At 26.0% G+C, this 22,074-nt stretch carries 29 protein-coding genes and 1 pseudogene; 9 read left to right on the plus strand and 21 right to left on the minus strand.

Annotated elements, in window-relative coordinates:
- Positions 1-31 precede the first annotated feature (31 nt).
- From NL276_RS03450 to NL276_RS03485, 8 genes are all read right to left on the minus strand, one after another.
- Entirely contained in the window at positions 32-1,093 is a 1,062-nt protein-coding gene (locus NL276_RS03450; protein ID WP_253301189.1) for a hypothetical protein, read from the minus strand.
- Positions 1,094-1,342: 249 nt separating this feature from the next.
- Positions 1,343-2,032, minus strand: coding sequence for a hypothetical protein (locus NL276_RS03455; protein WP_253301190.1), 690 nt, complete (start codon positions 2,030-2,032; stop codon positions 1,343-1,345).
- A gap of 42 nt (positions 2,033-2,074) precedes the next feature.
- Positions 2,075-2,236: a hypothetical protein gene (locus tag NL276_RS03460; RefSeq protein WP_253301191.1), complete on the minus strand. Its 162-nt coding sequence runs from the start codon at positions 2,234-2,236 to the stop codon at positions 2,075-2,077.
- Between the two features lie 246 nt (positions 2,237-2,482).
- The gene (locus tag NL276_RS03465; RefSeq protein ID WP_253301192.1) at positions 2,483-3,244 is read right to left on the minus strand and encodes a hypothetical protein; all 762 of its coding nucleotides are present in this window, start codon (positions 3,242-3,244) and stop codon (positions 2,483-2,485) included.
- A gap of 3 nt (positions 3,245-3,247) precedes the next feature.
- A complete protein-coding gene (locus tag NL276_RS03470; protein ID WP_253301193.1) occupies positions 3,248-4,645 on the minus strand; it encodes a hypothetical protein in 1,398 nt (465 codons plus the stop codon).
- Positions 4,638-4,916 (minus strand): hypothetical protein, encoded by a 279-nt coding sequence (locus NL276_RS03475; RefSeq protein ID WP_253301030.1) that lies wholly within the window; start codon positions 4,914-4,916, stop codon positions 4,638-4,640. The genes NL276_RS03470 and NL276_RS03475 overlap by 8 nt, the downstream gene beginning before the upstream one ends.
- Entirely contained in the window at positions 4,916-6,376 is a 1,461-nt protein-coding gene (locus NL276_RS03480) for a PBSX family phage terminase large subunit (protein ID WP_253301194.1), read from the minus strand. The genes NL276_RS03475 and NL276_RS03480 overlap by 1 nt, the downstream gene beginning before the upstream one ends.
- On the minus strand, positions 6,369-6,737 hold the full coding sequence (locus NL276_RS03485) for a hypothetical protein (RefSeq protein WP_253301195.1): 369 nt from the start codon (positions 6,735-6,737) through the stop codon (positions 6,369-6,371). The genes NL276_RS03480 and NL276_RS03485 overlap by 8 nt, the downstream gene beginning before the upstream one ends.
- Positions 6,738-7,010: 273 nt before the next feature.
- On the opposite strand from NL276_RS03485, the gene NL276_RS03490 reads away from it, so the two are divergent.
- From NL276_RS03490 to NL276_RS04975, 3 genes are all read left to right on the plus strand, one after another.
- Positions 7,011-7,490: a UPF0236 family transposase-like protein gene (locus NL276_RS03490; RefSeq protein ID WP_253301196.1), complete on the plus strand. Its 480-nt coding sequence runs from the start codon at positions 7,011-7,013 to the stop codon at positions 7,488-7,490.
- Positions 7,491-7,671: 181 nt separating this feature from the next.
- Positions 7,672-8,214 carry a UPF0236 family transposase-like protein gene (locus NL276_RS03495; protein ID WP_253301197.1) on the plus strand — a complete coding sequence of 181 codons (543 nt, stop codon included), beginning with the start codon at positions 7,672-7,674 and terminating at the stop codon, positions 8,212-8,214.
- A gap of 8 nt (positions 8,215-8,222) precedes the next feature.
- A complete protein-coding gene (locus tag NL276_RS04975; RefSeq protein ID WP_256468761.1) occupies positions 8,223-8,348 on the plus strand; it encodes a hypothetical protein in 126 nt (41 codons plus the stop codon).
- Between the two features lie 139 nt (positions 8,349-8,487).
- Here NL276_RS04975 and NL276_RS03500 read toward each other — a convergent pair whose 3' ends face one another.
- From NL276_RS03500 to NL276_RS03555, 10 genes and pseudogenes are all read right to left on the minus strand, one after another.
- The gene (locus NL276_RS03500; protein ID WP_253301198.1) at positions 8,488-9,087 is read right to left on the minus strand and encodes a PTS transporter subunit EIIC; all 600 of its coding nucleotides are present in this window, start codon (positions 9,085-9,087) and stop codon (positions 8,488-8,490) included.
- Positions 9,088-9,150: 63 nt separating this feature from the next.
- The gene (locus tag NL276_RS03505; RefSeq protein ID WP_253301199.1) at positions 9,151-9,327 is read right to left on the minus strand and encodes a hypothetical protein; all 177 of its coding nucleotides are present in this window, start codon (positions 9,325-9,327) and stop codon (positions 9,151-9,153) included.
- A 12-nt stretch (positions 9,328-9,339) separates the two neighbouring features.
- Complete coding sequence (locus NL276_RS03510; protein ID WP_253301200.1) at positions 9,340-10,086, minus strand: PTS transporter subunit EIIB; 747 nt, start codon at positions 10,084-10,086, stop codon at positions 9,340-9,342.
- Between the two features lie 146 nt (positions 10,087-10,232).
- Positions 10,233-11,111 carry a LacI family DNA-binding transcriptional regulator gene (locus NL276_RS03515; RefSeq protein WP_253301201.1) on the minus strand — a complete coding sequence of 293 codons (879 nt, stop codon included), beginning with the start codon at positions 11,109-11,111 and terminating at the stop codon, positions 10,233-10,235.
- Positions 11,101-11,364, minus strand: coding sequence for a TIGR04570 family membrane protein (locus NL276_RS03520; protein WP_253301202.1), 264 nt, complete (start codon positions 11,362-11,364; stop codon positions 11,101-11,103). Before NL276_RS03520 ends, NL276_RS03515 begins: the two co-directional genes overlap by 11 nt.
- A 92-nt stretch (positions 11,365-11,456) precedes the next feature.
- Positions 11,457-13,532, minus strand: a pseudogene (gene pflB / locus NL276_RS05220) (formate C-acetyltransferase).
- 401 nt (positions 13,533-13,933) lie between these two features.
- Complete coding sequence (locus NL276_RS03540; protein WP_253301205.1) at positions 13,934-14,914, minus strand: formate/nitrite transporter family protein; 981 nt, start codon at positions 14,912-14,914, stop codon at positions 13,934-13,936.
- 39 nt (positions 14,915-14,953) lie between these two features.
- Complete coding sequence (gene yihA / locus NL276_RS03545; RefSeq protein ID WP_253301206.1) at positions 14,954-15,553, minus strand: ribosome biogenesis GTP-binding protein YihA/YsxC; 600 nt, start codon at positions 15,551-15,553, stop codon at positions 14,954-14,956.
- Positions 15,553-16,335 (minus strand): TrmH family RNA methyltransferase, encoded by a 783-nt coding sequence (locus tag NL276_RS03550; RefSeq protein WP_253301207.1) that lies wholly within the window; start codon positions 16,333-16,335, stop codon positions 15,553-15,555. The genes yihA and NL276_RS03550 overlap by 1 nt, the downstream gene beginning before the upstream one ends.
- A 20-nt stretch (positions 16,336-16,355) precedes the next feature.
- Positions 16,356-17,066 (minus strand): hypothetical protein, encoded by a 711-nt coding sequence (locus tag NL276_RS03555; protein WP_253301208.1) that lies wholly within the window; start codon positions 17,064-17,066, stop codon positions 16,356-16,358.
- A gap of 1,174 nt (positions 17,067-18,240) precedes the next feature.
- Here NL276_RS03555 and NL276_RS03560 point away from each other — a divergent pair.
- The 6 genes from NL276_RS03560 to NL276_RS04980 all read left to right on the plus strand — a co-directional run bounded on the left by NL276_RS03560 (position 18,241) and on the right by NL276_RS04980 (position 20,973).
- Positions 18,241-18,495, plus strand: a complete 255-nt coding sequence (locus NL276_RS03560) for a hypothetical protein (RefSeq protein WP_253301209.1) — start codon at positions 18,241-18,243, stop codon at positions 18,493-18,495.
- Positions 18,496-18,657: 162 nt separating this feature from the next.
- Positions 18,658-18,795, plus strand: coding sequence for a hypothetical protein (locus NL276_RS03565; protein ID WP_253301210.1), 138 nt, complete (start codon positions 18,658-18,660; stop codon positions 18,793-18,795).
- A gap of 2 nt (positions 18,796-18,797) precedes the next feature.
- On the plus strand, positions 18,798-19,220 hold the full coding sequence (locus NL276_RS03570) for a hypothetical protein (RefSeq protein WP_253301211.1): 423 nt from the start codon (positions 18,798-18,800) through the stop codon (positions 19,218-19,220).
- A 280-nt stretch (positions 19,221-19,500) separates the two neighbouring features.
- Positions 19,501-20,322 (plus strand): recombinase RecT, encoded by an 822-nt coding sequence (locus NL276_RS03575; protein ID WP_253301212.1) that lies wholly within the window; start codon positions 19,501-19,503, stop codon positions 20,320-20,322.
- 67 nt (positions 20,323-20,389) lie between these two features.
- The gene (locus NL276_RS03580; RefSeq protein ID WP_253301213.1) at positions 20,390-20,848 is read left to right on the plus strand and encodes a hypothetical protein; all 459 of its coding nucleotides are present in this window, start codon (positions 20,390-20,392) and stop codon (positions 20,846-20,848) included.
- Between the two features lie 2 nt (positions 20,849-20,850).
- Entirely contained in the window at positions 20,851-20,973 is a 123-nt protein-coding gene (locus tag NL276_RS04980; RefSeq protein ID WP_256468762.1) for a hypothetical protein, read from the plus strand.
- A gap of 71 nt (positions 20,974-21,044) precedes the next feature.
- Here NL276_RS04980 and NL276_RS03585 read toward each other — a convergent pair whose 3' ends face one another.
- The 3 genes from NL276_RS03585 to NL276_RS03595 all read right to left on the minus strand — a co-directional run bounded on the left by NL276_RS03585 (position 21,045) and on the right by NL276_RS03595 (position 21,962).
- On the minus strand, positions 21,045-21,224 hold the full coding sequence (locus NL276_RS03585; RefSeq protein WP_253301214.1) for a hypothetical protein: 180 nt from the start codon (positions 21,222-21,224) through the stop codon (positions 21,045-21,047).
- A gap of 1 nt (position 21,225) precedes the next feature.
- On the minus strand, positions 21,226-21,399 hold the full coding sequence (locus NL276_RS03590) for a hypothetical protein (protein ID WP_253301215.1): 174 nt from the start codon (positions 21,397-21,399) through the stop codon (positions 21,226-21,228).
- Positions 21,400-21,500: 101 nt separating this feature from the next.
- A complete protein-coding gene (locus tag NL276_RS03595; RefSeq protein ID WP_253301216.1) occupies positions 21,501-21,962 on the minus strand; it encodes a DNA-methyltransferase in 462 nt (153 codons plus the stop codon).
- Positions 21,963-22,074 lie beyond the last annotated feature (112 nt).

Below are 22,074 nucleotides of genomic sequence, written 5' to 3' on the forward strand. Positions count from 1 at the left end.
AGAAAAAGATTTATATCTCTTTTTTGTTTTTTTACCTTGGTTTTATTGTAATTTTAACTGGATTATCGCTTTTATTTCTAATTCCTAATACATTTGGATTAGAAACATTTATTACAATTTCTTTATCATTACCAAAATATCATTTAATTCAAAGTTTTGATGGTGTTGCTGATAAAATAGCAAACATTACTTTTGTAAATATAATTTTTAATTTTACATCATTAGTATAATATGCTTGTAAATATATTTCTTTAATTTTATCTTTATCAGTATCAGATAATTTTGTTATTTGAAGTAAAAAGTTAATATTTATATTTTTTTTACTATTAACATAAGTATTTTGATAGTCTCCGCTTGGTAAACCATTAGTTTTAAAAGTATCAATAGTCTGAATAGTATTAGTTATTTTTTTCGTATCTATTGGAAAAGTATTTGGAAAATTAACTTTATCAGTTTGTGAACGACCGCTCTCTTGTAAAATTAAATCTGATAATGAACCAAAATTTTCTGTACATCCTTCGTCACCCTCTAATAAATCAACATTTAGATTGGGAATAAAATTTTCTATATTTGGTGGCCCACATTCAACTTGTAAATTACCTATATTACTTATTTCAATAGTTTTATAAGCATCTTGGAATTTACTTATACTTTGAATTGTTGGGTCAATTTGTTTTAAATCAATCTCAATTTCATAATAAGCATTATAAAATTTATCAGAAAATAAATTAATAGAACTTCTAGGATTATTTTTTTTCTTACATTGTGCTGGTGCTGTAATTTTAGTTTTTAATGGTAGTACTACATCAGAAGGCATAATATATTTGGTATATGGTTTATAATTATACGGAACTGGTGGTAATACATACTGTGGATAATTAAATGTTGGTATTTCATAATCATGTGGTAATAAGAAACTAGTTTTATAATTAGTTGTCATATCGCGTAAATAATTATTTAATACGCTTTTTGTTTTACCACGAAAACTTCATACTGATAAGCGTAAGTAATCTTCTTCATTATTTGTATATGGGTTATCAGCATAAAAGATAATTTCAAAATTACCTTTATATAATGCTTGGATTGAAAACATATCAATTATATAACTACAATTTGTTCCATCAGGTGTTTGTAAGAATTCGCAATCATTATCTTTTTCACTATCACTAACTGGTGTTTGTGCATATACTGCTTTTGTTTGTTCATTAATTAAATAAACTCGGTTAGTTTTAAAACTTAATTGTTTTAAATTATGAGTTTAATAAACTAATTCTTCTAGTTGGTTTACCATCCTTAATTAAAATAGTACCTTTTAATTTATCAGTTAATAAAGTAGTAAAACCTAAACTAGTAGCATTTGCACCAAAAATAGCACCAACTTTATCCTTACCTTGTTCTCTAAATATTTCAAATGGTAAATAACCTTTACCTTTTGAGTTTTCAGACCAAAATGCATCATTATAAAAACTATAAATATTAGCCTCATAAAGCCATTAAGTCATTGAAAATTAGGTCAAGTTTTTTCATTTTGATTAATTACTCAACCTCATGGAATACCAAATGAAATAAAATTTAGGAATTTACCAACCCCACCTGGTATCGTAAAGGGATTAAAAACTAATTTTTGCGTATAGTTTAAAGGTAATACAGTAGTTTGGTGATTAATAAAATTATTCATATTTAAAATATCTCAAACATTACATGCACCCATTTTATTATACTCAATTTGAACACTACCAACTGTATTACCAAATTCATCTTTTCTCCTAAAATAAGATGATGCTTGTGTACTAATTATATTATCAACTGTCCCACCGCTTGTTTTTATTTTTGCTGGTGGTGTTATTTTTCAATCTTTAGATCAATAAAACTTAGAATCTTTATCTTCTTTATGAATATTTCTACCAACAGTAGAATTGGTTGCTGATGTAGTACTAGGATCGGTTATAACAATACCTTCACTATTTTTTTGTTTTCAAAAATCATATCTACTTTCCATATCTTTTTTTCAATCTTCATAACCAGTTATCATTGTTGGTTGAATACCTTGAATATTATATCAACTTAACTCAGGTTATGCATAAGTATTTATTTTGTCTGGTGGTGTAGGAAACATATTATACATTAATAAATCTCTTGAATTCATTACTTTTTTATTAAATTTACCTTTAATAATTGGTCGGCCAATAACTGGAATATCAAAAAAGATAGGATTACCATAAAATTTAACTGCCATTGCTCTAACCCTTGGGTCTTTTAGTAAAATATCATCTAATTCAACAATACCTTTATTTAGTTTTTCATCATAAGTTATTTTAGGAAAACAACAACCCTCTCCTGGAGCACTGGTTTGAATAAATTGTCTTACCGATAAACCACTATGACTAATTTTGTCATTAATACTTGAAAAGGTAATTTCTTGTCATAAGAAACTACCATCATAAGGTGAATAATAATTAATAACATTAGAGGGATATAATCATTATCTATCTTGGGAGGCAGAATTAATATCACCACCACCAATATTTAATCCACGATCATTAAATACAGTATAAAAATTATAATAATCATTAATATTTAATTTATCAGCATCTTCATCTAAAATTAATAAAGTATATTGTCTTTCAGTTGATTGCTGAGTAAATACTTGTTCAAATTTGGCTTCTCCAAATTGAATTGAACTTCTATCATCAATCATATAAGCATCTCAATATTTACCAACTTTGACTTCTTTTGTATAAAAATTATCGGCTTTATTATCATTATTCATAAAATAACTTAATTTATATTGCTTTAAGTATGCTAGCATTCTATTAATATTATGAATATTTTCACCATCAATTAATTTTCAATAAACATTATTATTTTCATCTTTTAATTTTATCGCAAAAGGTGCTTCATTATTAGCTCATATAGTTGAGTTAACTGGTTGTTTACTAAAATCATCAACTGTTAAGATATTAATTTCTTCACCTTTATATTTTTGTACTATTTTTAAACTATTTTGTCATTGAGCAATAGTACTTTCCATATTATCAAATATGCGTGAATAACTACCATAATCACTAGGCTTTGCATTATTAGGTTTTCATCCCGTTTCAGTATCAGGTATATATGAACTATAAACATTAAAAGTAAATACCATTCAATGTCTATTATCTCGTATGTTTTCTCTAATATCTATTAAAGTATCGTGGGCTTGTCTTCTTAATTCTTCTATAACCCCTGGGTTAATTCTACTCATTTTTTAATTCTCATTTATTTCTGTTCTACCTTGTACAGCATTTTGATTATTACCAGTTTCATCATATTCTAGTAATTTATTATTATGTTCGATTTCTTTAGTTTGCATTTTATCTTGTCATGCTTCTATTTTTTCTAAATATTTTGCTGCTTCTAATTCATTAATATTATCATATTCAGCAATTGCTCTTATTGGCTCCATTGTACCATTATCTAATCTAGCAGTAATTAATTCATTTTGTCGCATTTGGTCTACTAAACTAGCACTAACAAAATCAAATCCATAAGGGCGTTCACTAGTGCCATCTCATAAACCATAATATTTTAAAACAGTATCAAACATCTTAGTATAATATTGTTTACGATATGCTTGTAAATATGCTTGTTTTTCTAAATCTTTTGTTTTAGTTAATAATGACTGTGTTTTATTTTGGTCATTATCTGATTTATCACCAAAAGGACTAGAAAAATGACATGCTATATATACTTGTTCAATAATTGCTTTTTGGTCTTCAGTATATGTTTCTAAGGTTGGTGTCCCTTGTACTACTTGTAAAGATTGGGATAATTGACCATCTACAGCTGATTGACCTGATTGAATAAAAATATCATCAAAAGCATCTTGTAATACTTTTTTATTGCCTTTATTGTAAGCAGCAAGTAAACTATCATCTAATTGACCATATCAATGTGTACGGTTTGCTCATCGTTCTTTTGATTTAATATTAAAACTATCTTCTAAATCAAATTGTAATTTATAACAATTTGCCATAGTTGGTCATTGATTTAAAGTGGTTGATGTTGATAAAAATAAAGGATTAGGTTCATTTATTATTTCTCAAAAAGGGACTATGCCTAATTTATTTTTAAATTCTTGTACCAAAACGGGTCTAACATCATCTTTAATTTGTGTTTTACTTTGCCCAACAACTACTTCATTATTTTTAGGTCAACCTTTAATAACTATTTTATCTTTGGTACAAATTAAATTTAAAATAAAACCACTATCTGATTGATGATAATTTAATCAAATATCAGTATCAGCACCTTGTTCTATTTCATTTATTTTACTTACACGAGATGTAAAGTTAAAAGGGTTAATTCATAAATCAATATTTCCATCACTAGTTTCTAATAAACCAAAGATAGTTTTACCCATTAAACTTGCTGTTAATTCATTTTTATCTAATTTTTCTTTTATTTTATAAGTTTCATATCATCAATTTAATTTTTCTAAAATGTCTTTACGATGAGACTTAAATAAAATATCTTTACCATTTATTAATCGCATTTGATGGCGAGCAATAATATTTGCTAAATTAATTGTTCAATCATAATTATAAAATTTTAAAACACTATTAATATCATTTAAGTTTGGTAAACTAGGAAAAGCATTATTCATGGTTATTTTGCTCCTTTAAATTTAAGATAAGTGCATAATTAATTATATTTACTGTTAATAAATTTGGTTCATTTGCTAAAACTTGTACACATACTTTAATTTTTTGATATTTCTTAATATATTCGTTATATAAATTTAATTTACACATTGCGATATTATCTTTATTTAATTCTTGACAAAGTCTTTTTTTAACTTGTCCACAAACCGACATATATGGTCTTTTTGCATTTATTACACGCTCGTCATGGATTACATAAATATCTTTTTTCATTAATTTATTCACTCCCTTTGTTGTCATAATTTATAATCTGCTGAAATATTATGTTTAACCATTGGTATTAATTCAAAGTGTAATGCATAAAAATCACTATCAAATGTATCATCATATAAATCTAACATTCTTTCTTCTCTGGCATCTAGTTTATCTTCTCATTGAATTAATTCATATTGAGTTTTACTTACAGGGCATTTTTCTCATAATCATTTTAATTGATTGGTATTTATTAATATTGTAAATGCTTCTACACGATGTCTTATTTTAAATTTCTGCTTTTGTGCTGGTTTAAATGTCATATATTGACCAAAAGAATAATTATATTTTTCTCGGTTTAAACTTTCTAATGTTGCATAAGCACCATCATCAACATTGATTGATATACCTTGCTGTATTAAATTAAAATATTTATTTAATTGATTGTTGTAAAACTCTAAAATATCTTTTATTTGTTCTAATGGTCCTTTAAATTGTTGAGTAGCATTTGAGTGTGTATATTCAGCAACTTTATATGCTTTTTTATCAAATGAATTATACAATCAAAAACTAGCGGCTGTTGTATGCCCTTTTGGACTAGTAGAGTTTTCTAAGTCAACACCACCTAATAATTTAGTTGGTTGAATAATATCGGTTGCTTGCATAATATCAATATATCTTGCAAAGATTGACCCACTAGTATTACCTGGTAAACCCCAACTCCACACTCTTGCTCGTTCAATATCTAATTGTTCTAATCTTAATTGTTCATTAACTTTATCTTGTGGTAATTCATAATTAAGTCTTCAACCAGAATAATGAATAATAATCTTCATATTTCATTTTTCAATATACTTAATTTGTTCATATTTACTACGCATTATTTCTTCATCAAAAGGCATTAATTCATTACAATAACCAACAATATATCTTTTTAAACTTTCAGGATTACATGTATTAATTGTTATTTTATTTTGATAACCACGAATAGCAAATTCTAAATCACTTAAATCTTTTTGTTGAAATTGATCACATTCTTCTCTTCAATCAATAACTAATTTATATTTATTTAAATCAGCAAAAGCTTTTAATTTTTCTTTCATGCTAGGTGAATGTAAACCTTTACAATATATTTTGCTACCATTTGATAAAGTAAAAGTAAAATTAGATAAATTAATAGTATAAGAAATATGATTTTCATCTAACATATTTCATGTGTTTTGAAAGACACTATCTTTTAAATCTTTACTTCAATACATACTAGCAATAATACAAATTGGTTCTTTAATTAATAAACTAATTTTTAATAATTCACCAAACATTTTAATATTTGAAATATTTTTACCACTATATTGTGTTCCAATTTGATTAATTTCATTAACTAACTCATATTTTTTAGCAAATGGATATTTATTACCAACATTACTATTTTGTAATAACCAATAAGGAGTTTCTAACAAATAAGTAAAATGATTAAGCATTATTATCACTTTCTTTTTTAATATCTCTAATATCAGTTTGTAAATTAACTATTATTGGTTGCTGATTATTTAAGTTTAATTCTTTTTCAAGTTCTTTTTCTTGCAGTGAATATTTATAATTAAATGCTCGTTGTCAATATAATTTAGCACCATCATGTGATTTCATCATAAAATTAATTATTTCACTTTCGATTCTATCAACTTGTCGTTCAAGTAAAGGAACTATCTTCTCGCTCGCATAAGTATCATATCTTCACTTGCGAGAAAGGTTGAATTCATTGGTTAAATCATTCAAAGTATATGGTTTATTAGATGATTTATTTTCTCAAAATTGCTCTATTTTACGATAAAAAGTTGCCAAACTTGCTTTATTTGGATTAAATTATTTCATTTTTACTCCTTTTATATGGTTAAATATAAGTAGAGAAAAACATGTACAGGAGAACTTGACACGGTTCTTTTTTTATTATCTATATTTTACATCAAAATAAAAAAAAGTAAATTGCTTTACTTTCAGTTAATTAATTTATTAAATACATTTAAATTATAACATACTAAATAAAAATTACTATCCTTTTTTTGCATTTTTATTATTTTTGTGATAAAGTCGTAAACTAAGAAAGAGGGTAAGAAAATGATAAATGTTGATAATAATTTTTTTAAGAATTTTATTAATTTATTATATATACAGAGTATTGAAATTATTCAACAAAGTTTAGAAGATTATGATGAATGAATTTTTAAAAATTATAAAATTGATGAAACTTTAAAAGAATTTAAAAATTATAAAGTAAAAGATAAAATTGAAAGAACATTAGTAATTTTAAATGGAAAAATAACTTTTAAGAGAAGAAGATATTATAAAATTAATTCAGAAACAGGTAAAGAAGAATATATTTTTCCTTTGGATAAAATTTTAGGAATTGAAAAATGACAAAGAATAGATAATACTGTTAAAGAAAAAATATTATCATTTATTATCGAGAAAAAAAGATATAAAGATATTTTAGATACTATGGAAAATATAAAAATTAGTTTAATGACAATATCTAATATTATGAAAAATGCAAAAATTGATAAAGAATATTATCTTAATAAAACTGATAAAAAATAGATATTCCACATACTTTATATATTCAAATGGATGGTACTTATTTGAAAATGTTAGATGCAACAAAACAAGGAAGAAAAAAGATAAAAAACACACGATAGTATCTACTGTACACACTGGATATGATGAAAAAAAATATACTGTAAAAAGGCCTGTAATCGCAAATAAATTAGGTGTTTTTGAAATGGATAATATTCCAGATTATCTTAAAAAAGAAGCAAATTTAAAACCAGTTCTTATAAAATTATTTTCTTTAATTGAAACTCATTTCAATATGATACCTAATATTGAAATTATGATTTTAGGTGATGGTGCTCCTTGAATTAAAAATACTAAAATTTTTATGCATCAATATTTTCCTAAAAATAAAATTCACTATACAATAGATAAATTTCATCTTACAAGTAGATTTAAAAAATTATATCCATATCAAAATAAAAATAAGGAAAATAGAGAAACATATCATAAAGCAGTGGATTATTTTTTTAATGCTAAATATGAAGAATTATTACAGTGTTTAGAAGATAGTAAATCTTTTATAAGTGATGCTAAATTAGATTTTTTAAATAAAACTATTAGATTAATTAAAAATAATAAAGAAGGAATTGAAAATCAAACATTATGAAATAATATTGGTTGTCATATGGAAGGTGACATTTCTCATTATTGAAAAGGCACTATGATTAAAAAGCCATTTATAGTGAAAAAACTATTAGAAATAAATTAAATGCTAGTATGATGGGATTAAAAAATAAAATTGATTTATTTAATAGTAATAAATCATTAGAAGAAAATAAATTTAATTATTCAGTTAATAATTTTGTAAATTATTATTTACAAAAAAATTTATATTTTTATTAGTTTTATCTAAGAAATTAAATAATTTTAATAAAAATGTATTTTTGTTGTGGAAAAATTTAAAAAAATAGAAAAATATATTGACAATAAAATTAAAAGTAATACAATCTAAATAAGTAAGTGGTATATTATTCCACAATTTCTAAGATATTAATTTAAGACCCCAAAATAATTTATACGACCAATTAAGTAAACTTTTTCCTTTAATGCTTAATAATTCATTTCGTAATTTTGCAAAACGCGGAACTTTTTCTAAAAACCAATTTAGCGTCATACTTACACTCATTGTTAATAAACCACCAATAATAAATCACGTAAATCCTGTTAAAATAAATGTCTTAACACCATTAACTTGACTAAAAGGCTGAATTGATAAAACACCTAATCATGCTCCATTCCCAATTCCGTTCGAAGTTACACCAGCAACCATTAATAATAAGGCACCACTAGCTGAACCAATAATTGAGCCTAAAAACGGATAAAAGAAACGTAAGTTAATTCCATACATTGCTGGTTCTGTTACTCCTAACCAAGCAGAAGTTGTTGCAGAAATTCCAACTTCCTTAATTTTTGGATCTTTCCGATTATTAATAGTGAACATTAAAGTTGCACTTCCTTGCGCAATATTTGACATACATAAGATTGGAAAAATAAATGATCCACCAATTTGAGCAGTATTTTTAATCATTACAGCATTAAACATTGTATGAATCCCAGTAATAACAATTGGGGCATATAACAATACCAGTATGGGATCAAAGAAATATTTGGCAATTGGATTAATTAATGTCCAGATTAACCCAATTTAGATTGCACTTCCAATAATATAGCCAACCGGACCAATTAAACATAATCCAATGGTAAACGATAACAAAATAGTTATTAAAGGCACAAAAATTTGTTTCAAAACCGCCGGAATAATCCGGTTTAAACCTTTTTCTAAATAAACACCAAAGAAGGATACTCCAATGGCGGGAATCACCTGACCAGTATACTAAACTTTTCAAGGAAACTTTCAAGCCCCAAAATCAAATGTTGGCGCTACATTAAAGATTCACAATGAATTACCAGCTTCACCAGCAACTGAATAAATGTCAACTAGTGGTGGTAATAATAACGTTAAACCAATAATGATTCCAATTACTGGTGAACCACTCATTTTATTAAAAATTGATCAACAGATTGTCGCGGGGATGTATCAAAAAACTGCTTGGGCTGGAATTCATAAAAATTCATTTAACCCTTTTGCAAAAACAGAAATACTAACTAATGAAGTCCCCGGTCCGCTTCAATTAGCTTCTAAAATATTTCGGAACCCTAAAATTAAACCACCAGCAACTAACGCTGGAATTAAAGGAATAAAAATTTCAGAAAAATGTTGTAATAAGCGTTGATATCATTTTGTTTTCTTCTTTGAAGAAGAATTTGCTTGTTCTGTATTAAAGTTTTCTGATTTAGACTTCAAATACTTTTGAAATTCAAGAAAATAATTATTAACATCTGCTCCAATTACAACGTGATACTGTCCAATTGGCTGGACTGTTCCTTTAACATTTGCTAATTCCTCAATTCCTTTTGAATCGGCTTTATCATTGTCTTTTAACACTAATCTAAGCCTAGACACACAATGTGTATATGAAATAATATTATCAATTCCTCCTAATAACGGAATTAATGCTTCTATTTCAGTAAGATATGTTTTTTTGGCATTTTTCACATTTTGATATGGAATTTTTTCCATTAAGATTATAATACACATTTTTTTAAAATATAAATTTATTTTAAAAAAGTTTTAATTTCATAATTTAAAAATTCAATTGTTTGTTCATTATCGTTACTATTTCCATCCAAAATTTGTTTTAGCCTAAAAACAATTTTAGTTGCTAATTACTCATAATTAATTGCAATACAATATTGTTTTTGCAAAACTGGAAGAAAAAAATCACTCATATTAGAAATATCAGTTACCAAACTATTTGTAATATTTTGTTTCATTAAAAACGCAAGAGCAATTTTATAACAAGTATGCGTCCCACAAATGATAATTTTCTGCTTTAAGTCAATTGTTTTAATAAGATCATAAATAACACCTTCCTGATTTTTATTAAAAAAATAGCTATCAAAATAATAATTATGCATTTGAAATCAGTTTGTGACAGTATAATAACGAGCAAATCCAGTTGGTAAATTAGTCACGGGATTCTCTCCAATATAAAGAATTTTATGATGATTATTAAATTCACCATTTGCTGCCATTTTTTCTAATAATGAATACATCATTTCATTATCATTATTAATAAAAACTGTATTCCCTCATTGTCGACCATAGACAATAATTGGAATTGTAATTGTTTTTAAAAAAGTGCGAATATTTTGATCATTACTAATTGTAAATAAAACTAAAGCTGCTGGATTACGACGAACTATTTCCTGTAAATGTAATAAATATCGTTCTTCATTATAAGTTGTTTCGACTACAAATGGTACTATTTTTGAAAAGCTATCATTAATTTGTTTTAAAATTGATTTAACAATAAAAGTATTACTACTTGTTAAATCTGGAATTAAAATATATACTTCCAAAATTTTCTTTTTAATTGAGTGTGCAGCAAAATCTGGCTGAAAATTATATTTTTCAACAACTTTTTGAATTAAAACTCGCTTTTCTTGGCTAACATAACCACCATTAAAATAACGAGACACCGTTCCAACCCCAACGTCACATTCCTCTGCAATTGTTTTAATAGAAATATTTTTATTTTTCATTTAAATTCTTCTTTCAAAATCAGTTTTGCTTAATAATTGGTCCAAATAATAAAAATAATACGCAATAAATTATTAAAATTGCAATAACAAAAATAAAAAAATATGGAAAATCTCAGCGTTTAATATATAGCAGTTGAAATAAAAGCCCTGTGATTACACCAATCATAATAAAAATACTATGATAAAACAACGGAATTTTTTTAAAAATCTTTTGTCAAAGTCCTCTTTCTTTTGATAACGAAAAACTACTCATTTAATTCACACCTTATTTATTTAATTATATGCTAATTTAAGAATCTTAACAATTTTTTAAAAGTCTTATTTTTTATTTTTATTAAATTATTGTTATTTTTTCTTTAAATCATCAATTTCTAAGTCACCATGAATTACCAAATCTTGGTCTTTTCCTAATGCGTTTGGAATGATTGTAAATGTATTTGAGATTCCATCTGCCGCATGTTTAAATGGAATTTTTGAAACAGAAGCTAATGAATTAACAGCTCCCGTTTTATCACGACCACTCATTGGGTTAGCTCCCAGAGAAAATGGTACCCCTGCTTTTCGTCCGTCTGGCGAATTTCCAGTGGCTTTTCCATACACAACATTTGATGTAATTGTTAACACTGACATTGTTGGTTCAGAATTACGATAATGATGTTGACGACGAATTTCATTCATAAATGTTTTTACAACTAAAATTGCAATATCATCAGCTCGATCATCGTTGTTTCCATAAGTTGGAAATTCTCCTTCGGTACGATAATCAACAACAATTCCGTTTTCATCACGAATTGGATAAACTTTAGCATATTTAATTGCTGATAAAGCATCAGTTACAACTGATAAACCAGCAATCCCGGTGGCAAAGAAACGATGAGTATCTGTGTCCATAAAACATAACTGACTTCTTTCATAAAAATATTTATCATGCATATAATGAATAATATTTAATGCATTCGCATAAACACAAGCTAATCATTTTGCCATTTGAACAAATTTGCTTCAAACTTCTTCATAAATTTAATGGTGTTTTTTCATCGCCATGACATGGTTCATAACGTGGTGGTGATACTTGATTTTTATGTACCTCATCAATTCCACCATTAATAGCATATAATAATGTTTTTACTAAATTACAACGAGCACCAAAGAATTGCATTTGTTTTCCGACTTTAATTGGTGAAACACAACAAGCAATTGCATAATCATCGCCGTGTGTAACACGCATCAAGTCATCATTTTCATATTGCATTTGATGAATATAAAATTGAATATTTTGCACAGAAGGCTTTAAAACCTTCTGGTAAATTTTGTGATCATAAAATTGTTAAATTTGGTTCTGGTGAAGGTCCCATATTAGTTAAAGTATGGATATAACGAAATGCTGTTTTTGTTACTAATGTACGACCATCTAGCCCCATTCCCCCAATTGATTCTGTTGCTCAAATTGGATCACCAGAAAATAATTGATTATATTCTGGTGATCGCATAAATTTAACAATTCTTAATTTCATAATCATATGATCACCTAATTCTTGTGCTTCTTCTTCGGTTAAAATTCCTTTTTGAAAATCACGTTCAATATAAACATCTAAAAAACTACTTGTCCGTCCGTAACTCATGGCAGCTCCATTGTTTTCTTTAATAGCTGCTAAATAAGCTAAATATGTCCATTGAAATGCTTCTTTTGCATCTTTCACTGGTTTTGAAACATCAAAACCATAAGATGCTGCCATTTTTTTAATTTCTTTTAAAGCACTAATTTGTTCTGAAATTTCTTCTCGTAATCTAATCACTTCATCAGTCATTACTATCAAGGTATTTTTTATCATCCTCTTTTTGGACAATTAAAAAATCAGCTCCATATAAAGCTAAACGGCGATAATCAACAATAATTCGACCGCACCCATATGCATCATCAGGTAGTCCAGTAATAATATGTGATTTACGACATGCTCGCATATCATCAGTATAAGCATCAAAAACACCTTGATTATGTGATTTACGATATTTTGTAAAAATTTCAACTACCCGTGGCGAAACTTTAAACCCATAAGATTCATTAGCTGCTTCAACCATTCGAACTCCTCAGTTTGGCATCATTGCTCTTTTAAATGGTTTTTCAGTTTGAACCCCTATTACCTTTTCTAATTTTTGATCAATGTACCCCGGCTCATGTGAAGTAATACTTGCTGGCAAGTCTTCATCAGCATCTAACACTCCACCATTTTCGCGTTCTTGCTTTGTTAAATCCATTACTTTTGCTCATAATTTTTCTGTTGCCACCGTTGGCCCAGCAAGAAAATCATCTGTTCCAATATAAGGTTTATAGTTCATTTGAATAAATAATCGTGTATCTACTTCATCGGTTAACTTACCTGTATGAAAACCTTCTCGCTCTGGAAATCATGTTTTATTCATAATATCCTCCTATTGTTTTTTATTTTTAACTACTAAACTCTTGATTAAATATATTTTTAGAAAAATAAAATAGTTTTATCCTGCAATTTTTAATGTTATTATTCTCAAAATACCCAATCAATAATATTATACTATTAATATTCCAAAATTTACCAAATTTAATTTTTATTTTGTTAATTCACAAATTAGCAAAAAAAGAACTATATTAAATAGTTCTTTTTATCTTAAAAAACAATAAATGACTTAATTTTTTCTTTTTTAATAAATCACTGTTTTTTTACTGGCAATTGGACATTATTAATTGCTTTACTAAATTTATCTTGATCCAAGACAAAATTATTATCAATGATTTCTGCAAAACCATCTTTTAATTGTAATATTTTAATTTTACTTCCATAATTTTATTTTTTTAAATTAACAGCTGTTGCAGCAACCTTTTTATGTGCAATAAAGTATGCCACCATCGGAATAATAACTGCTCCCCCAAAAAAGTTACCAATAAAAGCCGGTAATAAATTAAATCCTGCAAAATAACCAACTGACGAACCTGGTAAAACTTCCGTCCCAAACATTGGGGTTCCTAACATTAAGACATTTATTCAGAAAATAAATGAATTAGCAACAACGTGTTGATAACCAGAAATACAAAATGCTAATAGAACAAAAAAGATACATAAAATTGAAGCAGTTGGACTTTTTGAAGAATAAGTAACATATGTAACATATAATGTTGCAGCAACTAAAATATTACAAAAAATCCCTGACATAAGACTATTTAAAAAAGTTATTCCCATATCGCTACTAGTCACTGCGTGACCATGGGCTAAAGCCTCTCCAATCGAACCAACCTTATGTTGAATCATGTTCATCGTTTGACCAGCAAAACTGTTTAAATCAGTTGTTGTTTGATGACCATAAACAGCAGCATAATAAATAATAACTGCTGCGAACAAACAACCAATAAAATTAGATAAAAAAATTAATAATAAATTACGAACAAACAATCATGGATTTGCGTGTCCGGTTGCCGCATTAATAAATCCAACACAATGCGAAGTATAAATTCCACCACCTAAAAATGTTACCAACAATAAGCCAACAGGAAAAACAATCCAAAAAATTACTTGTTTAATCCCAGTTGTTGTAATTCCTTGAATAGCATACAATGCAGCAATATATCCAACCGAAATAAATAGGCCTCCTAAAAAACCATTCAATAACGTATTAATAATTCCGGCCCTAATTTTACGATCAGATGATTCAAAAGCACCAATAATAGCTTGTTCAGAATAAGATCAATGGCCCTCTAAAACTGATACATCAATTTTTGATAACTTATCAATTTCATTTTGATATTTCACTATTTTAATAGTATTTTTCATTGTTTTTCCTTTCGTTCTTAAAATAAACTCTGTTTTAAATTATACATTAAATCCTAATAATTTTGCAAATAATATTCAGCATTCATCACGCCCAATTTTTTTACTGCCTGATGTTTTAATAAAATAATCACTATCGGTAAAATTTAATTTTGTTTTAATAATTTTTTCTTGTTTTTGAATATCATTCTTTTTTAATTTATCTAATTTTGTCCCAATAACAATTGTTAGAATTTTAAAATGTTTTAAATATTGATACATCTCATAATCATCTTGGGTTGGTGAATGCCGTAAATCAACTAATAAACAAACAAATTTTAAATTATCTCGTTGAGTTAAATATTCTTCCATCATTTTTGCAAAAGCAACTTTATGATTATCATTTACTCTTGCAAAACCATAACCTGGGGCATCAACAATTCGAAATTGATTATTATTAATTGAAAAAAAATTTAACATTCTTGTTTTTCCTGGTGTTTGTGAAACTTTCGCTAATTGACGTTGATTTGTTAACATATTTAAAAAACTTGATTTTCCAACATTACTTTTACCTAAAAAGGCAATTTCAAATAAATCATCATTGATTCAACCGGCTTTGTTTACTGCCGAGGTAAGATAATTAGCATTTTTAAATTTAAACATTATTGCCCCTCCAATTGACGATTGATTTCATACATTAAAATTGTGCCTGCTTGTGCGACATTTAATGATTCTAACTTTGGACTAATTTTGACTTGAACATTATAATCACTAATTTTTTGTAACTCAACAGAAAGGCCATGTCCTTCGTTTCCTAACGCTAAAATATATTTTTCTGTTTTATTAAACTGACATTCTTGTAAAAAAATGCTCTTTTGTTTTAAAGTGGTTGTAATAAGTTTATATTGCCTTGCTTGTAAAGCCTTAATTTCTTCCAAATTAAGTTCTTTAATAATAGTCCCAAAAATTGCACCTTGACTAGCCCGCAATACTTTATCATTAAAAATATCAACAGTATGATTATATAAAATAATATTAGTAAAATTAAAACCCAAACCGGTTCTAATTAATGTCCCTAAATTTCCTGGATCTTGAATATTTTCTAATAATAAAATATTTTGATTAGCCCCGAAATTATTCTTGCTATTTATCTTATTTAAATCAATAACACCAATAATATTTTGACTATTTTTGCTTTGACTTAATTTTGCTAAAATAGGTTCTGAACAAATCGTTATTAAAACATTAGAAACATTTTTTAATTTTAATTTATTTGGTGCAGTTGTTAAAATCTCAACTAGTAATTCTTGTTGTAAAGCTTCTTCAATAATATTTCAACCCTCAATTAATGCTAAATTTAACTCTTTACGGTATTTTCTTTCTTTTAACTTTGCCAATAATTTAACGTGTTCATTTTGTGTTGAATTAATTTCACGATACTCCATATGCTTGTTTTCTTTCTCTATTAATTAACATACATAAAGCCGACAAGATACCTTTTTGTTTTAGGATCATCTCACTGTTTTTTTGTTGTTGCTGTTTCTCGCATGGCCACCGCCATTGCCCGTGGACGTTTTGGTGGATCTTGCATTTTTCCTAATAAAACCGATAATCCGGTACGTTTATTTTCTTGATTATTTTCTTGATTATAATCTTCCGCATCTTTAACACCAATTTGTTTTACCATGATTTTAATCTTATTTTTTTTATATCAACGTTGAAATTGTAAGTATTTTTCAAAACTTCATTCCTTTTCTTCTCATGTTAAAAAAATACGTTCTTTTCCTTCATCTCAACTATCTAAATAATCACGGAAATTTGTTTGCGAGGTTGGACCTTGTTCCATCATTTTAAAAGTGCGAGCAATTGTCTCTGCTAAAGTATCATAACCATAGCCAATAAAAGCATTGCCAATTCAATGATGTTTATAAATTGGCTTTAAAGGGTCAATTGGTTCAGTAAAAGTAATGGCATATGATCAATATTTGTTGTCAGCTTTACTGCGAAAGAGTTCATATCCAAATTTTTCATGTTTTATAATAACCGCATCTTTTTTAATTTTACATACTAAATGCTTAAAACTTTTAACAATCGTGTCAATTTCAGTTCCGGTTAATGGCGCTTTTAATCTTGGCTGTTTTAATTTTAGAATATGTTCTGCATAATATGATGGCATAAATATAAACCTCTTTCTTTGAACCATAGTAATTAACTAATTATAATTTTAACTTTTATAATTCGTTAAGTAAAGGATAATTATAAATTAATCTTTTCCTAAAAGACATTTTTTAAAAAATGTATAATGTACGATGAAGCAGCAAAAAACAACTCTTGTTAAATAAAAAGGGTTGTTTTTTTATTTGTAAACCCATAATTATTAATTGATTCAGAGAAAGGACAGCATCTTAAATTCTTAAAATAGAAACTTTTTATTACAACTTTTTGATATTCTCTTTAAGTTGTTTATACATTTATTAAATATCTTAGAAATATTTACAAAGTGTACCTGTTTTTTCTCCCCTTATTTAAGGTGTTGCCCTTTCTCTGTTTCAATTAATTAATTAATTTGGCTAATAAATAAAAAAATAATATCAAAGAAAGGAATGGGTAATGAAAAATAATAAGCAAGAACAAATTTGCGATATTGATAACTGCTATAAAGCAATATCATTCATTACCGAAGAATTTGTATCAAATAAAGTTTTATGAACTTGTTAAAATCATAAAGATTTATTAAATCGCATAAAAGATAAAAAACAAAAGCTGTTTTATAAACGCTTAGAAAATTCAAAAATTATCTTTGATGATAAAACTGGTTCTTTTAAAATTTGATTTTATAAAACAACTTAATGCAGAGTGGGATAGTTATTTTAAATAACTAAGTGTTTTTATTCCACATGAGGCGGTCTAGCCCAGTGGTAATCAGTCCGGAAATAATAGACGTTTTAACAAGCGATAGTCGTGATAAGTGCAAGGTCAACATCGAACGACAATAAATATAGAGATGTACACTTTATAAATAAATTTGCGATAGATATTATCCCATAGAGGATGACAGTGGTTTAAAAACCACAAAGTCAGCATTAGGCTCTTCAAGGTGCGAGTGAATTTATTTTAAAAACTGAACGTTTTGACCTGAAATGGTGCGGATGAAGAGAGAGAAAACTCTCTGGCATTACCTTATAAAAACAACTGTCGATTATTAAACAAACAATATACCGCCACCGCTCACCCCCAGTGAAGCGAGTGGCCTAGTAAATAAATAACTTAATTTATATATAACTAATTCTCGCTTGGCACTTTCACTCGGGAGTGAGTACCAACGAGTTTAAAAATAGGAGGAATTAAAAATGATATGTAATAAAGCATTAAAAATTACAAATAAAGATATTATTTATGCACAAATTAATAGTGATTATTTAGGTAATTGAGAGTTAAATTTATATCTTAAATTTGGTAATGAAGAACGACACGTAGGTAATATTGAATTACCAATAGATTTTAATTTAAATTGCAAATGATATGAAATTGATAAAGTTAAAGGTTTAATTAGTGATTATTTAGAAGATGAAGAAGCGGATTACGAGGTGATAAATTATGAATAAAAGATACTTATTATTTAGTAACAAAAGATAAATATAGTTTAAATACTACATATTTTTATACATTTGATGAGGCAAGAATTTATTCTGAAAATTTAAATTATTGTAAAACTACAATTATTGATTTAGAAAATGAAAATATTAAATGAAAAGGAGTTGAATAATATGTGAAAAGATGAAAATGGCAAAGTTTATACCGAAGAAGATTTATTTAATATTGCATTAGAAGAACGTCACTCAGAAGACAGTGCTTATGAGTATATTGATAATTTAATTAATGAAATGGAATTAGAGGAAATTTAATTATGAAAGACTTAAAATTAAATAATGAAGTTAAAAATATTACTTATCCCTTTTATTTAAAAGGAAATAATTTTAAAGAATTAAGTTTAAAAGCATTAACAATTAAAAAATGAATTGATGAAAATGGGCAAGAATTAGCAGAATTTATATATCGACAACAAGCTTGATTAATAAATGGAGAATATAAATCACAATCACTAAAAGATTTAAAACTAGTAGTTTCAAAAATTGATTATATTTTTAGAGAACCATTAGAATTAATAAAAAATTTTAAAGATGAATTAAATTTTATTAGAAAAGATATTTTGAATTTAGAAAATAATATTAAGAATAATCATGATTCTTTAAAAAATAGTGTCATTAATATTCAATTTCAAAAACAAAATGAAATTGTTGAAACTCATAAGAAAGAACAATTTTTATAAATTAAAAGTGTAGCAAAAAAAGAGCAATAATTAAAAATTATTACTAGTAATTTTCGTAAAAATAAATTATTAATTAAAGATATTGAAGTTATTAGTATTAATGATGACTTTTTAGAAAAAGCTGATAAATTAGAACTTATTAATTTAATTAAAAATTATTTAACTATTGATGAGCAAATTGTTAAAAATGAAATTAAAGAACAATGAGATAGTAATAAAGATATTAATTTAATTGGTGTTAAAGGTATTAATTTTAAAATAAATAAAAGAGAAAAATAATATGGCAAATATTGTTGAATTTTTAAGAACAGATAAAGCAACTGATTGAATAAAAAGTAAATTTTCTAATGAAAATGAAATTGCAAGATTTAAAAGTAATATAGTTGCAATATCAAATAGTAATGAATTACTACAAAAAGCAGACCCAAAAACAATTATGACTGCTTGTTATCAAGGTGTTTTATTAAATTTACCTATGGAAAAACAATTCGGTTATGCTTATGTCGTTCCATATAATACTAAAATAACAAGAATTATTAATGGTCGTGAAATCCAAGAGTGAATTAATCAAGCCCAATTTCAAATGGGTTATAAAGGTTATATTCAATTAGCACAAAGAAGTGGTCAATATTTAGATATGTCAGTATCTGATGTCAAAGATGGTGAATTAATAAATTATGATCGTTTAAAAGGTACTACTTTTAATTGAATTCAAAATGAAGATGAACGAGAAAAATTACCAATTATAGGTTATGTAGCATATTTTAAAATGGTTAATGGTTTTGAAAAAACATTATATATGACCAAAGAACAAATGGAAAATCATTTTATGAAATATTCTAAAACCTATGCTAAAAATAAATCATTTTATATTGCTAGTTTTGATGAAATGGCTCTTAAAACTGTATTAACTAGTTTATTGCGAAAATGAGGTATTATGTCTGTTGAATTACAACAAGCATATAAATCAGATCAAGCAGTTATTACAACTAATGATGAAAAAATTTATATTGACAATGATAGTAATATAAGCATAAATAAGGGCCAAATTAGTAATGAAAATATATCAAGTGAAGAAGTTTTGTGACAGATAATAATGTAGTTAAAGAAGAAGATATATCAAATGTAGTGCCAAAAATTAATAATAACAACGATGAGGAATGAGCCACTTGATAAAAATAGGTATTGACCCATCAGGAACTGGTACTACCGCTATTGTTATTTATAAAGATAATAAATTAATTGAAAAATTAGAATTTACAAATAAAAATTGAAAAGAACAATATGAATTTATTAATGATAAATTGTTTGATTATGAAGAAAAAATTAATATTGAAGATTGTTTATATACATCTGCTAATGCAAGTAAAGATAGAGATGATTTATTAAGATTATTAGGAGCATTATCTGTTTACAAATATTTTATTAATTGAGTATCACCAAAAAACACTAAATCAGTTGTTAAAAATATTGAGAATTTAAGTAAATATAATGATAGTTGTATTTGAGAATTTGATAAAGATACTAATTTAACTTATGAATATGGTAAAGGTTGAAAATATAATAATGATAAAATAAGTAATCATTTACGAGATGCAATTATTATTGCTAATTATGACGGTAAATAATTATGAAACATTCATATAATCAAAAAACAGGAAAATATTATTCTTGTAAAATTCGGAATGTTAATATTTATTTAAATAAAAGTGAAGAACAAGCTTGAAATGAATTAAAATTTAATACTTATTAACAACGAATAGAACATCTTATCAACTTTTATATAACACACAATAAAGAAAAATAAAAAATAACCAATTAAGGTTATTTTTTCTTTAATATAATTAAGTTTTCTTTTCCGTATGTAAGTAATAAATATTCTCAATATTCAGTTGAATTAATATTTATATCTTCAACATCAGTACCAGTTATATATTCACCAAGTAGAGTTTTACACGGTCGATTACCTTTTTCAGAACTATAACATAAAATATAATTATTCATTTTAACCATTTTCATTATCTTTTTTACTTTCATTGACAATATAATAATTTATAAAATGCTGTACTCGTTGTCTATGTGTGTATAGACTAGGTAATTCATTTCATATTTTTTCTTGTTCTTTGTTAAGATAAACATTAATATTTCTAATTACAACTTGATATTTTTTTGATTTCATTTTTAAATAACCTTTTATAACATAGATAATGCATTACTTTATTATTTTTAGCAACGATATTTCCACTATTAATATTTTTATGACATTGATCACATTTTATTTTAATCAAATAAACTAGGTTGGACATATTTTAATCGCTCCTTTGCTAATTTATAATATTTTTCGTTAATTTCCATACCAATTCAACGTCGATTTAATTGTTCACAAGCAACAGTGGTCGTACCACTTCCTAAAAAACAATCTAATACAATATCACCCGGCTGAGAATGTTTAAATAATTGTTCTTTAATCATTTCTAATGGTTTAACTGTTGGATGATCAATATCACCATCTTGACCAATAGGATAAAAATAAGTAGTTTTGCAATTTTCATAAGACCTAGTATATTTAGCTCCTGATTCAAAAATTCATAAGTAATATTCAGTATCTTCATAATATGGATTATTTCTTGGAATAGGGTTAGTTTTAATTCATTTTAATAAATATCATCTTCATTTATTTTTACGAATAACAGGAAGATATTGATCTATTTGTTCAATATTTAGTCAAATTAAACAATTCATATATTTTGTAATTCTCTTAAATTCGTTTAAATATTCTTCATATTTAATATTTTCAATAGATTTAATTTCAACTAAACCGATGGCATTTTTAACTATCGCTTTTCCAATAAAA

It is taken from the genome of Spiroplasma endosymbiont of Phyllotreta cruciferae, assembly GCF_918697755.1.